This is a genomic window from Pacificoceanicola niger (assembly GCF_048553275.1).
In the GTDB taxonomy this organism is placed as follows: Bacteria; Pseudomonadota; Alphaproteobacteria; order Rhodobacterales; family Rhodobacteraceae; genus Pacificoceanicola.
Map to the genome: position 1 here is coordinate 166,218 of NZ_JBLZMW010000004.1, position 13,890 is coordinate 180,107.

General features: G+C 64.5%; 11 protein-coding genes. 3 read left to right on the forward strand and 8 right to left on the reverse strand.

Annotation, left to right across the window (positions count from 1 at the left end):
- Positions 1-33: 33 nt before the first annotated feature.
- The 8 genes from ACN2XU_RS07805 to dctP form a co-directional block, all read right to left on the reverse strand.
- The gene (locus ACN2XU_RS07805) at positions 34-1,542 is read right to left on the reverse strand and encodes a UxaA family hydrolase (RefSeq protein ID WP_419409858.1); all 1,509 of its coding nucleotides are present in this window, start codon (positions 1,540-1,542) and stop codon (positions 34-36) included.
- A 17-nt stretch (positions 1,543-1,559) separates the two neighbouring features.
- Positions 1,560-3,197 carry a tannase/feruloyl esterase family alpha/beta hydrolase gene (locus ACN2XU_RS07810; RefSeq protein WP_419409859.1) on the reverse strand — a complete coding sequence of 546 codons (1,638 nt, stop codon included), beginning with the start codon at positions 3,195-3,197 and terminating at the stop codon, positions 1,560-1,562.
- A 40-nt stretch (positions 3,198-3,237) separates the two neighbouring features.
- Positions 3,238-3,957, reverse strand: a complete 720-nt coding sequence (locus ACN2XU_RS07815) for a ribonuclease activity regulator RraA (RefSeq protein ID WP_419409860.1) — start codon at positions 3,955-3,957, stop codon at positions 3,238-3,240.
- A gap of 39 nt (positions 3,958-3,996) precedes the next feature.
- Complete coding sequence (locus tag ACN2XU_RS07820; RefSeq protein WP_419409861.1) at positions 3,997-4,896, reverse strand: dihydrodipicolinate synthase family protein; 900 nt, start codon at positions 4,894-4,896, stop codon at positions 3,997-3,999.
- The gene (gene araD, locus ACN2XU_RS07825) at positions 4,896-6,629 is read right to left on the reverse strand and encodes an L-arabinonate dehydratase (protein WP_419409862.1); all 1,734 of its coding nucleotides are present in this window, start codon (positions 6,627-6,629) and stop codon (positions 4,896-4,898) included. The genes ACN2XU_RS07820 and araD overlap by 1 nt, the downstream gene beginning before the upstream one ends.
- A 10-nt stretch (positions 6,630-6,639) precedes the next feature.
- On the reverse strand, positions 6,640-6,762 hold the full coding sequence (locus tag ACN2XU_RS07830) for a dihydroxy-acid dehydratase (protein ID WP_419409863.1): 123 nt from the start codon (positions 6,760-6,762) through the stop codon (positions 6,640-6,642).
- 13 nt (positions 6,763-6,775) lie between these two features.
- Entirely contained in the window at positions 6,776-8,851 is a 2,076-nt protein-coding gene (locus ACN2XU_RS07835) for a TRAP transporter large permease subunit (protein WP_419409864.1), read from the reverse strand.
- A gap of 152 nt (positions 8,852-9,003) precedes the next feature.
- Positions 9,004-10,044 carry a TRAP transporter substrate-binding protein DctP gene (dctP, locus tag ACN2XU_RS07840; RefSeq protein WP_419409865.1) on the reverse strand — a complete coding sequence of 347 codons (1,041 nt, stop codon included), beginning with the start codon at positions 10,042-10,044 and terminating at the stop codon, positions 9,004-9,006.
- A 192-nt stretch (positions 10,045-10,236) separates the two neighbouring features.
- On the opposite strand from dctP, the gene ACN2XU_RS07845 reads away from it, so the two are divergent.
- The 3 genes from ACN2XU_RS07845 (at position 10,237) to ftsW (ending at position 13,820) form a co-directional block, all read left to right on the forward strand.
- Entirely contained in the window at positions 10,237-10,965 is a 729-nt protein-coding gene (locus ACN2XU_RS07845; RefSeq protein ID WP_419409866.1) for a GntR family transcriptional regulator, read from the forward strand.
- 63 nt (positions 10,966-11,028) lie between these two features.
- Entirely contained in the window at positions 11,029-12,300 is a 1,272-nt protein-coding gene (locus ACN2XU_RS07850; RefSeq protein WP_419409867.1) for an NAD(P)/FAD-dependent oxidoreductase, read from the forward strand.
- Between the two features lie 353 nt (positions 12,301-12,653).
- Positions 12,654-13,820 carry a putative lipid II flippase FtsW gene (gene ftsW, locus ACN2XU_RS07855; RefSeq protein WP_419409868.1) on the forward strand — a complete coding sequence of 389 codons (1,167 nt, stop codon included), beginning with the start codon at positions 12,654-12,656 and terminating at the stop codon, positions 13,818-13,820.
- The last annotated feature ends 70 nt before the right edge of the window (positions 13,821-13,890 follow it).

Here is a 13,890-nt window from a genome sequence, read left to right on the forward strand (position 1 = left end):
CCCCGGAGAGTTTGCCGCTACGCGGATCGGCGCTCACCCAGTAACCCCGATGGGCCAGGGGGCGAATTCTTCCTGGCCGACGCCCAGGGCTTCGCTTTTCGAGGCCTGACCAGAGGCCACGGCAAGGATCGTCTCGAAGATCTCGCGGCCCATCTGGTCCAGCGTCTTCTCGCCATCCACGACCGGACCGCAGTTGATGTCCATGTCGCCTTCCATGCGCGCGAACATCGTCGAATTCGACGCAAGTTTGATCGTGGGGGCGGGGAAGGAGCCGAAACAGCTGCCGCGCCCAGTGGTGAAGCAGATCAGGGTGGCCCCGCCCGCGATTTGCCCCGTTGCGGCCACGGGATCATAGCCGGGCGTGTCCATGAGCACGAGGCCCCGCGCGCGCACCGGCTCTGCATAGCGATAGACCGCTTCGATGCCGGTGGAGCCGCCCTTGCGCGCACCGCCGAGGGATTTCTCGATGATATTGGCAAGGCCCCCGGCCTGATTGCCGGGTCCGACAACACCCTGCATCTGCACATCGCGCCCTTCGGTGTATTCAAGCCACCACTGGATGCGCTCAAGAAACTGCCGCCCGGTGGCCTCATCCCTGGCCCGCGCGGTCAGCAGATGTTCGATGCCGTAGAGCTCCGGCGTCTCCGACAGGATCGCGGTGCCACCGTTCTGCACAAGCAGGTCCACGGCCCGGCCGAGGGCGGGGTTGGCGGACAGGCCGGAGAACCCGTCGGAGCCGCCGCATTGAAGCCCGATCGTGATATGCTCTGCCGACACCGGCGCTCGCGTTGCCGCATTCGCCGCGGGCAGCATCTCCCAAACCAGCGCCTTGCCCGCCTCAATCGTCGCCTTCGTGCCGCCGAGCGACTGCATGCGCAGCGTCTTGAGCCTCTTGCCCGCCTCCAGCGCCGTGCTTTTGAAGAATGTGTCGAGGGTGTTGCGCTCGCAGCCAAGCCCGCAGACCACTGCCGCCGCGATGTTGGGATGCCGGATATATCCCGCAAGCGTGCGGTGCAGCAGATCCATCGGCTCTCCGGTCATCTCCATGCCGCAGCCTTGATTGTGCACAAAGGCGACCACGCCATCGACATTGGGAAAGGCCGCCAGCCGCTCTTCATCGAAGTAATCGGCGATCTTGCGGGCCACGGTGGCGGCGCAGTTCACGGTGATGAACACGCCAAGGTAATTGCGCGTTCCGACGCGGCCATCCTCGCGGGTGAATCCCATGAAGGTGGCGCGCTCTGCGGCGGGCAGGACCTCGACCGGGACGTAATCCTGCGCAAAGCGGTAATCCTTCTGCACGGCGTCCATCAGCACGTTGTGCGTATGCACATAGGTTCCCGGGGGCACATCCGCTCCGGCAAAGCCGATCACGCAATTGTACTTGAGCACGGGCGCGCCCCGGGCGATGGCCTGCGTGGCGAGTTTGTGGCCAGGCGGGATGTCGTCCTGCGCGGTGATGCCTTCGGAGGGGATCGCCGTGCCCTTGGGAATCTCGACCCGGGCGACAACCACGTTGTCAGCCGGATCGAGACGGATCACGGGAGAGACTTCGCCCATCATTCGCAGGCAAAGCTCTCTGCGCTTGTTTCATCGCCGCCCTGATAGCGGGCAACCGACGGGTAGGGGCAAAGTTTGCGCGTCACATCGCCAAGCGCCGCGCGGCCTTCGGCGTTGCCCTCGGTCACACCGGCGACAATCGTGCCCGGCGCCGCGCCGCTCTCGACCCAGGCGACCAGCGGGCTTAGCAGGTCGTAGTCGTCCGTTGAGGGACCGCCGGCGCCATGCGGCATGCCGGGATTGCGATAGAACAGCGCGAAGGCCTCGGCGTTGCCGCCATTGTTGGCGTCGAGCGCGTCGTACCACGCCTGCGTGTCGCGCACCGAAAAGACCGGATCGGACTGGCCGTGCAGGATCAGCATCTTGCCGCCTGCATCGCGGAATTCGGCAAGCTCGGGATCATCCACACCCGGCGGGGTCATCACCTCCATCGCGCTTTCGGGGAACTCTGCGGTCGTGGCAAAGATCTTGTCTGCCTCCATGGCGATATCGAAATCCATCAGGAAGGTTTCGAGGGCCTCGGGGCTGCCCTGCACATCCGTGGGCGGCGTGGTGAAAACCTGCGCCAGCGAGGACGCCCCCATCACGGCGATAATGGGTTTGTTGCCCCAGGGCGGGATCGGGCTTTCGAGTTTCCAGAAGCGCCAGTTTCCGGATGCGATACCCCGGTCCCAGGCCCAGTCGGAATAGAGTGCGTCTCCATCCTTGCCCTTTGGTCCGGCGTGGATGGTCACCAGCGCGGCGGTTTGCGCCTCGCTCAGGCACTCGGTGTTCTGACCGGCAGCGCAGGTCAGCGCGGCGGGATCGAAGGCGCTCTGACAGGCGTCGCTGTCTGCGATGATGCCATCGCGCAGCCCATCGAGCCCGTCGCAGGCTTCGAGCACCTTGCCGGCCACAAACGTCAGGTTGTCGCGGCTGAACGCGGTGCTCAGATTGTCCGACACAGAGCGGAACGCCTGCACATCAAGCGCGTGTTGCAGCGCGGCGCGGGGCAGGTTGAAGCCGGGATAGCCGACGAGAAGCCCGTCGAACATCTCCGGATAGCGCGCCGCGGCAACCATGGCGTGACGCCCGCCGTTGGAGCCGCCGATGCCATAGGAATAGGCGATATCCTTACCGTAGTAGTCGCGGGTCAGCGCCTCGGCCACCGGATTGAGATCGCGCACGGCGGTGTAGCCATAAGCGGCGCGGGCCGCCGGATCAAAACCGAAGCGCGCGCCTCCAGCAAGGCCGAAATCCGTGAACGTGCCCCCGTCATGGCCAGCATTGGAGGACACCACCGCATAGCCACGCGACAGTGCCGTGTCCGCCGCGTTGCCCGACAACAGCGGGCCGAGTGCCGGCTTGACCTCGCCGTCATTGCCGCCGTTGAACTGATGCACGAAGCGCCCGTTCCAATCGTCGGGCAGGCGCAGCTCGAAGTCGATGGCATAGGGCATGCCGTCGACACCGGTGCGGGCATTGATTTGGCCGCTGACGCGGCAATGGGGCAGGGGGCTGTCCTCGCCCGCAGGCAGGGCCTCGGCGGCGGCGATGGTCACGCCTTGCATGGCGAGGGCCTGCGGCGCACATTCGGCAAAGGCAGGCCCGGCCAGGGAAACCCCGGCCAGAAAGCTGACGGTCAAACTTGGTTTCATCACAAGGTCCTTCCTGATGGTTTGCGCGCGCGCGAAGGCCTCAGCGTCCGTTGTCCTTCCGCCACGCGGCGAACCTTTCGAGGTTTTCTTCCTGTGTCGCGGGATAGAGGCCGATGATCGGCTGGCCGCCCTTGACCTGCTCGACCACGAAATCCTCGTAGGCGGTCATTTCCGTCGCTTCATCGGCGATCTCATCGGCCAGATGCGCCGGAATGATGATCACGCTGTCGCCGTCGCCCACCACGATGTCGCCGGGAAAGACCGGCGCGTCGCCGCATCCGATCGGGCCATTGATCTCGATCGCCTCGTTGAGGGTCAGGTTCGTGGGGCTCGAGGGGCGGTTGTGATAGGCGTGGATCTCCAGATCGGCGATGGTCATCGCGTCGCGAAAACCGCCATCTGTCACGACGCCTTCACAGCCGCGCACCATCAGCCGGGTGATGAGAATATCTCCGGCGGAGGCGGCGCGCGCGTCCTTGCGGCTGTCCATCACCAACACGGCGCCCGGCGGGCATTGCTCGACTGCCTGACGCTGGGGGTGCTCGGGATTGCGGAACTCGGCCAGCGTGTTGCGGTCCTCGCGGGCGGGCATGTAGCGCAGCGTGAAGGCCGGGCCGACCATGTTGCGGCCCTTCTGGCTGAGCGGGCGCACGTCCTGGATCGCCTGATTCCGCAGCCCGCGCTTATACAGCGCGGTGGCCAGCGTGGCGACGCTGACGTGGCGCAGTTTCTCGATGCTTTGGGGTTTGACGTCTGTCATCTTTCTGTCCTTTTCTGGGGTGCGGGGTGGAACCCCGCCCTACGCCAGCAGGCCGTTTTCGGCCATGAAGCTCTGCAATCTATCCTGTTGATCAGGCGTCAACGGCCATGCGCCCGGCGGGCGCACCGCGCCGCAATCCATGCCCTGCAAGGCCAGCGCGGCCTTGACGCCGGTGACGTTGGTGCCGCCCATCTCCTCGGCGCGGATGTCTTCGAAGACGCGCATCCCGGCGATGAGACGGTTCGCCTCCGTATAGTCGCCAGCGGCCAGCGCATCGCGGATCGCCACCGATCGCTCTGGCCAGATGTTGATCAGACCGGAGGTGAAGCCGCGCGCACCGACCGCGCAGAGCGGCGGTGCCCAGACCTCGGCCAGCCCGCCGACCCAGATCACCGCGGGATCGCTGGCAGCAATGGCCTTGGCGAGGTTCATCGGATTGGGCGTGGCCCATTTTACGCCCGCAACGCCCTCTATCGACGTCAGCCGCGCGATGGCGTCCGTGCCGATGGCATCATTGCGCAGGTACAGCATCGCCGGCAGCCCGTCGCCCGCCGCAACCACGCGCTTGACGTAGTCTTCATAGCCACGCGGAGCGACGAAGGGATCGGGCGTCTGATGGATCATCAGCGCATCCGCCCCTGCGGCCCGCGCATGGCGTGCAGCGCGCTCCGCCTCCACGATGCCGCGCCCGATCCCGGCAAACAAAGGCACGCGCCCGGCAATCTGCTCGATCGCGCTGGCGCAGAAGCGCTGGGCCTCGGCCTCGTCGAGCCCATAGAATTCCCCGGTGTTGCCATTGGCGACAAGGATATCGACGCCCGCGCCGATGGCTCGGTCGATGATCGGTGTCAGCCGCTCGGGCGCCAATGCCCCATTGCCATCAAACGGCGCGGCGAGGATGCCTGAAATGCCCGTCAGGGCCTGCCTGATCGTCTCCATCAGTTGATCTCCGGTTCCGGAACCGGGCCGCCGAAATCGCTACGCAGGAAGTCGAAATCACAACCCTTGTCCGCCTGTTCCACGTGGCTCGAAAACATCTTCCCATAGCCGCGCTCATAACGCGGGGCAGGCGCGGTCCAGGCCTTGCGGCGCTCTGCCATCTCTTCGTCGGACACATCGACCCGGAGCACGCGGTTCGGCACGTCCAATTCGATACTGTCGCCGGTCTTGATCAGCGCCAGGGGTCCACCGACGAAGGCTTCGGGCGCGACATGCAGGATACAGGCGCCGTACGAGGTGCCCGACATGCGCGCATCCGACAGGCGGACCATGTCGCGGTGACCGTCCTTCAGAAGCGCCTTTGGCATCGGGATCATACCCCATTCCGGCATCCCGGGGCCGCCTTGCGGGCCGGCATTGCGCAGGACCAGCACGTGGTCCGGGGTCATCGGATAGTCTTCGTCATTGATGATGGTCTTCAGCTCGGCATAGCTGTCGGCGACGATGGCGGGGCCTTTGTGCTTCTGGAATCTGGCATCCATCGCGGCGGGCTTGATCACCGCGCCATCGGGGGCGAGGTTGCCCTTGAGTACCGCCAGCGAACCTTCGTGATACAGCGGGTTTGTCAGGGGCCGGATCACGTCATCGTTGTAGTTCACCGCCCCTGCGATGTTCTCGCCCATGGTCTTGCCATTGACGGTCATCACCGACAGGTCGAGCTTGTCGCCCAACTCCTTCATCAGCGCAGGCAGGCCGCCCGCGTAGAAGAAGTCCTCCATCAGGTATTCCTTGCCGGAGGGGCGGATATTTGCGAGCACGGGGGTCTCGTGTCCGATCTCGTCCAGATGGTCGAGCGTGAGATCAACGCCCGCGCGCCGCGCCATGGCAATCAGGTGGATGATGGCATTGGTGGAACAGCCCGTCGCCATGGCCACGGTCACGGCATTGCGCGTGCTCTGCCATGTCATGATCTTGTCCGGGGTCAGGTCTTCCCAGACCATATCGACCACGCGCCGCCCGCAGTCCGCCGCCATGCGCTTGTGCCCCGCATCGGGGGCGGGGATCGACGACGCACCGGGCAGGGTGAGGCCCCAGCCATCGGCGATGCTCATCATCGTTGACGCCGTGCCCATGGTCATACAGGTGCCATAGCTGCGGGCGATGCCGCCCTGTACGCCCATCCATTCCTCCTTGCCGATTGTCCCGGCGCGGCGCTCGTCCCAGTATTTCCAGACGTCGGTACCGGAGCCGAGTTTTTGCCCGGCATAATTGCCGCGCAGCATCGCACCCGCCGGCATAAAGATGAACGGCAGATTCATCGACACCGCGCCCATGATGAGCGCCGGTGTGGACTTGTCACAGCCGCCCAAAAGCACTGCCCCATCAATGGGATGCGCGCGCAGCGTTTCCTCGACCTCCAGCGCGCCCATGTTGCGATAGAGCATGGAGGTGGGTTTCAGGAATTGTTCTGAAAAGGAATGCACCGGCATTTCGACCGGCGTGCCGCCCGCCTGCAAAATCCCCCGTTTCACCCATTCCGCGCGGTCGCGCAGGTGGTGGTGACACGGGGAGAGATCGGACCACGTGTTGATGATGGCGATGACCGGCTTGCCTTCCCAATCGTCGGCGGTCCAGCCCATCTGCATGGCGCGCGAGCGATGTCCCATCGAACGCAGATCGTCCGGCGCGAACCAGCGGGCGGATCGCAGATCTTCGGGTTTCTTGTTTGTCATGTCTTGCCTTTCAGGAAATCGGTTGGGCGAAACTGAACATCAAAAAGATGATCAGTCCAGCCAGTGCCACCCCGAGAACCCACGGCCAAACACCGTAGCCGTTGATATCGTCGTTTGAATCGCGTCCGATCATGGGGTCGGGCTCCTCAGTTCAGAAGTTCAGGAAGGAAGAGGGCGATCTGCGGGAACATCATCACGAGGATCAGACCGGTGATCTGAAGCGCGATGAAGGGCAGGACCGCGAGGAAGATCTCCTGCAGGGTCACGTCCTTCGGGGCCACTGACTTGAGCCAGAAGCACGCCGGACCAAAGGGCGGCGACAGGAAGTAGATCTGGATGTTCATCACGAAGAGGATGCCGAACCAGATCTTGGCCTGATCCTCGGTCAGGCCGAGTTCGGGGGCGAGGGTCATCACCACGGGCGCAAAGACCGGCACGGTGATCAGCACTATGGCAATCCACTCCATGAAGGTGCCAAGCACCATCAGGATCAGCATCATCACCACCACCGTGCCCATCGCCGACAGGCCAAGGTTGAGGAACAGCGATCGGATGAAATCGCCGCCCCCCACGAGGTTGAAGATACCGACGAAGGAGACCGCCCCAAGCACCAGCCAGATGATCGTGCCGACGGTGGTCATGGTGCCCAGCAACGAAGCCGAGATGACGTCCCAGGTAAAGCGCCCGCGCACGGCGGCGATGAACAGCGCCCCGATGCAGCCCACGGCGGCGGATTCCGTCACCGACGCGATGCCGCCGTAGATCGAGCCCATGACCATGGCGATCAGGATGATGCACAGGATCACCGCCGTCATCCGCTCTTTCGACAGCTTTTGCTTGGTGCCGGTCATCTCTGCCACCTCGGCGGCGGTCGGCGCCATGGATGGATTGAGGTTCACCCGAACCAGCACATAGCTCGCGTAGAACGTCGCCAGCATGATGCCCGGAAGCGCACCCGCCATGAACAGATCGCCGATCCCGACCTCTGCGGAGACGCCGTAGACGATGGTGATGATCGACGGCGGAATGAGCGTGGCCAGCGCGCCGGCGGCGCAGATCAGGCCGATGGAGAGCTTGCGGTCATAGCCGAGACGAAACATCTGGGGCAGGGCGACAAGGCCGAGCATGACGATCTCCCCGCCCATGACACCGGACATGGCGGCAAGAATGACGGCAACCACCGTGGTTTGCACCGCAACGCCGCCGCGCAGGTTCCCGGCAAAGATGCTCATGGCGTCAAAGAGGTCCTCTGCGATCCCGGCTCGTTCCAGGATGGAGGCCATCAGGACGAAGAACGGCACCGCAACAAGGCTGTAGTGCTCCAGAAGGCCTGCCGCATTGGAGCTGACGAGGAACAACCCGCGCGGCCCGAAGAAGCCAATCGCCATGATCACCGAGACAAACAACGTCACAATGCCCAGCGGCATGCCCGTCATCATCAGCGCAATCAGCAGCACGACCATGATCAGCGAGATCGTCCCGAGATCCATCTGGCGCAGTTGCAGCGCCTTGGAGGGGTCCATCGCCTTGCCGATCTCGCTTATGAAATCGGAGAAGGCGGCGAAAATCTGGACATCCATCACATGGCTGAGGAAGGCCGAGACGAAGTAGACGACGAAATAGACGGCGACGGCCTTGACGATCAGCCTGGCCCAACCTGAGACGAGGTGCCGGTGCAGGTTCACCATGAGCTGCGCAAGATACATGAACGCGCCGGTAACCATCAGCGATTTCATCATCATCGGCAGGGGAGAGTTGAAGGCGGAACCGGATTTCTCGATCCGCATGACGCTGTCATAAGCCCGGATCGACGCGTCGGTCAGCAGCATGTAGAGCGCAAAGACACCAACCACCATGGCGAACAGATCCAGCCACCAGCGCTGCGTGGGGTTGGCGATGTTGTGGATCACGGTGATCGCGATGTGACGTTTTTTCATCGTCACATAGCCCGCCGAGAGCATCCAGGATGCCGCCACCGTGACCATCACCGTCTCGAAGGCCCAATAGGTTGGGTGATGCAGTACGTAGCGCGAGAACACCTCGTAAAGCGTCGCCAGCGCGGCGAACATGTAGAAGGTCGACACGGCGATGCCGCTGATGTGGCTGATGTGCTCGACAATCGTGTAATCGGAGCGGCTCACATCGGGCTCGTCGTGCTCCGGATCCTGTGCGCCGATCTCGATTTCCGTCTTGTCCAGGGCGTCGTCGTAAGGCCGCGACATAGGGGCTCTCCTCCCTCAAGGTGTCCGGTCTGACGCCGGAACTCGTCTGTGCGTGGGTGAAATGGCGCGCCGCGCCCACAGCGCCCCGGCAGCCGTGCCGCCGGGGAACAGTCGGTCATGAGGTCCCGGAACAGTCCGGGACCGGCCCCTGCTCAGAGCAGGCCCGCGTCTTTCATGAAGGCGATGTGCGCGTCATAGACTTCCTTGGCCAGATCGCTCTGCGCCGCAAAATCAGCCCAGGCTTCCTGGGCGATCACGCGCATCGCGTCACGCTCTGCCTGCGGCCAGTCGATGATTTCCAGCTCGCCGGCTGCCTTGTCACGCGCCACCAGCTGGCGGTCGAGGCGATCGAAGTACTGGCGCAGACCGTTATAGGCCGCCAGATACCAGGTCTCCAGCGCCACGCGCTCCTGTTCGGTCAGCTCCTCGTACACGGCCTCGCCGATGGTGAACTGCAGGATCGGGGTGGAGTGGATTCCCGGAAAGATCGGGAACTTGGCGATCTTGTGCATGCCGTTGGCGTCATTGTTGGCATAGGCGGAGTTGTCCGCCGCGTCGATCACGCCCTTTTCCAGCGCGCCATAGGTTTCAGAGCCGGACATGGAAACCGGCGCCGCGCCCGCGCGTTTGAACACGTCCGCAGCAAGCCCCTCTGGCGAGCGGATCTTGAGGCCCGCGAGATCGGCGACACCGCGTACCGGCACTTTGGAGACAAAGGCTTCGCGCGCGTAGGCGCCGCAGCCGACCACATGTACACCATCGTAATGCGCGTCAAAGAGCTTTTGCAGCATCTCCTTGCCGCCGCCCTGCGCACAGAAGGCCTGGATCTGGTCGGCGCTGTCATAGCCCGCGATCAGATCGCCCATGAGGGCAAAGGCCGGGTCGATGCCGGCGAAATAGTTGATCGAAGTCAGGTCACCGTCGAGAATACCGACGCTGATCGCCTCTGCGGTCTCGCGGCGCGGCACCACCGCATCCACGGGCAGCAGCTCGACGGTGAGCGTGCCGCCGGTCATTGCCTCCAGCTTGGGGACCCACTCTTCGTTGAGATAGGCGAGCGAGGCGTGGCTGGCGTTGGACGACGTCTGGATTTTCAGAACCCGGTCTGCCGCATCCGCTGCCGTGGCCCCGATTCCCATCACGGACATCAAGAGCGCAGCCTTCAAGCCGCCTTTCAGCATATTGAATTTCATCAGTATTCCTCCCTGGGTGGTGTCAAATTTGCGCGAGGATCTCCTCAGCCCCTCGTGCTTGACGCTTAAACTGATATATTAGTACATTAACCCGGTCAACGTCAGGTTTGTCAGAGGGCGGGCAAGGGGCTATCTGCCCTCGGATCGGCGGATGATCCGCCACAGACATGTCCTGCAGGGAGGATGAACAACGTGCAGGCACCTTCGCTCTCGAAGCTTGATCTTCCGCCGCATGGGGTCGAGGCCAGCGGGGCGGTTTCGGCCTCCCAGGCCGCCTATGAGGCGCTGAGGCAGCGCATCATCGCGCTTGATCTGCCGCCTGGCGCGGTCCTTTCCCGCAACGCGCTTGCAAGACAACTCGGGGTGAGCCAGACACCGGTGCGTGAAGCGCTGCAAAAACTGGAACAGGACGGGCTGATCCGGATCGTGCCGCAATCGCGCACCACGGTTCGGCGCATCGACGTCAAGCAGCTCGAAGAAACCCAGTTTTTGCGCATGGCGGTCGAAAGCGAGGTCGTGAGCCGGCTGGCGCGCGGGAACTATGGCGATGCGCTCAAACGGCCGCGCGCCCTCGTGCAGATGCAGGCGAGCCTTGGCAATGACATTGGCCAGATGGAGCTGTTCGACACGCTCGACCGGGGCTTTCATCGGGCCTTGTTCGAAGCGGTGGGCATGGTCCGCGTGCATGCCATGCTGGGCCGCCAGCTCGGGCATCTGGCGCGGTGTCAGCGTCTTACCCTGCCGCGTGAGGGCAAGATGGCGGATATCGTGACGGCCCATACGGCGATCCTCGATGGCATCGCTGCCGGTGAAGAGGCCGTCGCGGTGGCGGCGATGCGCGAGCATCTCTCCGGTACGATCCGGCAGGTTCCTGATCTGCAAAAGGAATTTCCCGACTATTTCCTCCCCGAGAGCGATTGACGGCGACCCGCGTCATTGGCACCGTCCGGCATATGGCGATCCCCGCCCGGAGCCCGCATCCCCATGGACAGACCCTCCCTGTGGACCCACAGCGCCGAAGAGCCGCCTTTGCTGCCGGAGGCCGAAGCACCCGCCGAGGGGGCCGTGGACGTTGCCATCATCGGAGGCGGCTATACCGGGCTGGCCACCGCGCTCTTTGCGGCGCAGGCTGGGCTTTCGGTGCATGTGATCGAGGCCGCCGCCATTGGCGCGGGCGGGTCGGGGCGCAACGTGGGTTTGATCAATGCCGGTTTGTGGGTGCCGCCGGATGATCTTCTGCAGACCCTCGGGCCGCAGGTTGGCCCCCGGTTTCTCGATCTGTTCGGGCGCGGGCCGCAGACGGTCTTCGACCTGATCGAACAGCATCAGATTCGCTGTGAGCCGCGCCGCATGGGCACCATTCACGCGGCCCACGCCCCGCGCGGCCTGCGCGATCTGCAGGCGCGGCATGCGGCCTGGCGCAGGCTCGGCGCGCCCGTGGGTCTGCTGGACCGGGAGGAAACCGCCGCGCTGACCGGAACCACGCTTTTTCATGGCGGGCTGCTGGACCGGCGCGCAGGCAAGATCAATCCGATGGGCTATGCGCGCGGTCTGGCGCGGGCGGCGCGCGGGGCCGGGGCGCGGATCACGACCGCAACGCCGGTCACTGCGCTGCGGCGCGATGGCGCTGGCTGGCGCGTCGAGACCGGGCGGGGCACCATCACCGCGCCGCAGGTCGTGCTGGCCACCAATGCCTACGGCGGCGATCTCTGGCCTGCGCTGGCGCGCGCGGTGACCATCATCCATTTCTTCCAGGTCGCAACCGCACCGCTTGGCGAGGCAAGCGCCGACATCCTGCCGCAGGGGCAGGGTCTGTGGGACACGGCGCCGGTGATGACGTCGCTGACCCGCGATGGTGCCGGACGTGTGATCCTTGGCTCCATGGGGCGGATGATCGGCACGCCGCAGACCGGAGTGAGCGCGCGCTGGGCCCGGCGGCGCTTTCGGCGGCTGTTTCCGGAAAAGCCGGTTCCGGACTTCACCGAAGGCTGGCATGGTCGCATCGCGATGACACAGGACCACATGCCGCGCATTTGCCAGCTTGACCGCGGTCTCTGGGCGCCGATGGGCTACAATGGCCGGGGCATCACCACCGGCACGCTCTTTGGCCGGGCGCTGGCCGAGATGCTGGCCGGGGCGCCGCAGTCGTCGCTGCCGCTGCCGGTTTCGCCGCTGGGCCGCCGGGCGGCACCGGGCCTGCAGGCGCGTGCCTTTGATCTCGCCTTTACCCTGAACCAGATCGCGCCGATCCCATAGGGGCGGCACCTGTCCTGCCCGCCGCCGGTCTGACCCTCGGGCGGGACCATCGCGACCGATTTATCATTGAGGCGGGCCGTACGACTTGTGCGGGCTTTGTCGGTTCAAGGTGGGTTGTCGCGTCTTTGCGGCGCGATGGCGGCGGGGGCGGTCAGGGTGCGCAAGTCAGGCTATGCCTTGGGGGTAGGGGGCTGCGGCAGCTGAACCCAGCAGCCGCGTGATCCAGCCTCCCCCCCTCGCGCAAACCTGTCGCCGGGCTTGACGAATGTCTGGCTTCAAGCGCGGAATTGCGTTACGCTGCCTGTCAGACCCGGACAACCGGGCGATCTTGAGGCAGTACGAGCGGTGTTCCCATGACGGAAATGGTCTATGGCACGGTGCCGGTGCGCGATGGCGAGCCGGTTTTCCCGAAATGGTGGCGGACGGTGGACAAGTGGACCTTGTCCTGCATCCTGATGCTTTTTGGTGTCGGTATCCTGCTCGGCCTTGCGGCCTCGCCGCCGTTGGCGGAGCGCAACAATTTCGCGCCCTTCCACTATGTTCAACGGCAGGCTTTCTTTGGCGGCGTGGCGATGATCGCCCTGATCCTGACCTCGATGATGTCGCCCACGGTGGTGCGCCGCCTTGCGGTCATCGGCTTTCTGGGCGCCTTCGTGGCCTTGGCCTTCCTGCCGGTCTTCGGCACGGATTTCGGCAAGGGCGCGGTGCGCTGGTACAGCCTCGGATTTGCCTCCGTGCAACCCTCCGAGTTCCTCAAGCCCACGTTCGTGATCGTCGCCGCCTGGCTCATGGCCGCGGCGCAGGACCTCGGCGGACCGCCGGGACGTCTCTATTCCTTTGCCCTCACGGTGGCCATCGTGCTGATGCTGGCCATGCAGCCGGACTTCGGGCAGGCCAGCCTCGTGCTCTTTGGTTGGGGCGTGATGTGGTTCGTCGCGGGCGCGCCGATGCTGCTGCTTATCGGTCTTGCCGGTCTCGTTGTTCTGGGCGGAACCTTCGCCTACAACAACTCCGAACACTTCGCCCGCCGCATTGATGGTTTCCTGTCGCCCGAGGTCGATCCCACAACCCAGCTCGGCTATGCCACGGACGCGATCCGCGAGGGCGGTTTCTTTGGCGTCGGCGTCGGGGAGGGGCAGGTGAAATGGAGCCTGCCGGACGCGCATACGGATTTCATCATCGCCGTCGCGGCCGAAGAATACGGGCTCGTGCTCGTGCTTGCGATCATCGCGCTCTATGCCACCATCGTCGTGCGTTCGATGATCCGCCTGATGCGTGAACGCGATCCCTTCATTCGCCTTGCGGGCACGGGGCTGGCCTGCATGTTCGGTGTTCAGGCGATGATCAACATGGGCGTCGCCGTGCGGCTTTTGCCTGCCAAGGGCATGACCCTGCCATTCGTCAGCTATGGCGGCTCTTCGTTGATTGCGGGCGGGATTGCCGTCGGGATGCTGCTGGCCTTTACCCGCACCCGTCCGCAAGGCGAGATCGGGGATATCCTGCGCGGGCGGATGCGCTGACAGTCGCAGGGTCTCCTGTCGTGCCACGGTGGATGTTTTGGATATTTGGACAGAGAAGAAGCAGGGGTAT

Coding starts and splice junctions, on each gene's coding strand:
- ACN2XU_RS07810 (WP_419409859.1), bottom strand. CDS start 3,197: ATGAAACCAAGTTTGACCGTCAGCTTTCTGGCCGGGGTTTCCCTGGCC.
- ACN2XU_RS07815 (WP_419409860.1), bottom strand. CDS start 3,957: ATGACAGACGTCAAACCCCAAAGCATCGAGAAACTGCGCCACGTCAGC.
- ACN2XU_RS07820 (WP_419409861.1), bottom strand. CDS start 4,896: ATGGAGACGATCAGGCAGGCCCTGACGGGCATTTCAGGCATCCTCGCC.
- araD (WP_419409862.1), bottom strand. CDS start 6,629: ATGACAAACAAGAAACCCGAAGATCTGCGATCCGCCCGCTGGTTCGCG.
- ACN2XU_RS07830 (WP_419409863.1), bottom strand. CDS start 6,762: ATGATCGGACGCGATTCAAACGACGATATCAACGGCTACGGTGTTTGG.
- ACN2XU_RS07835 (WP_419409864.1), bottom strand. CDS start 8,851: ATGTCGCGGCCTTACGACGACGCCCTGGACAAGACGGAAATCGAGATC.
- dctP (WP_419409865.1), bottom strand. CDS start 10,044: ATGAAATTCAATATGCTGAAAGGCGGCTTGAAGGCTGCGCTCTTGATG.
- ACN2XU_RS07850 (WP_419409867.1), top strand. CDS start 11,029: ATGGACAGACCCTCCCTGTGGACCCACAGCGCCGAAGAGCCGCCTTTG.
- ftsW (WP_419409868.1), top strand. CDS start 12,654: ATGACGGAAATGGTCTATGGCACGGTGCCGGTGCGCGATGGCGAGCCG.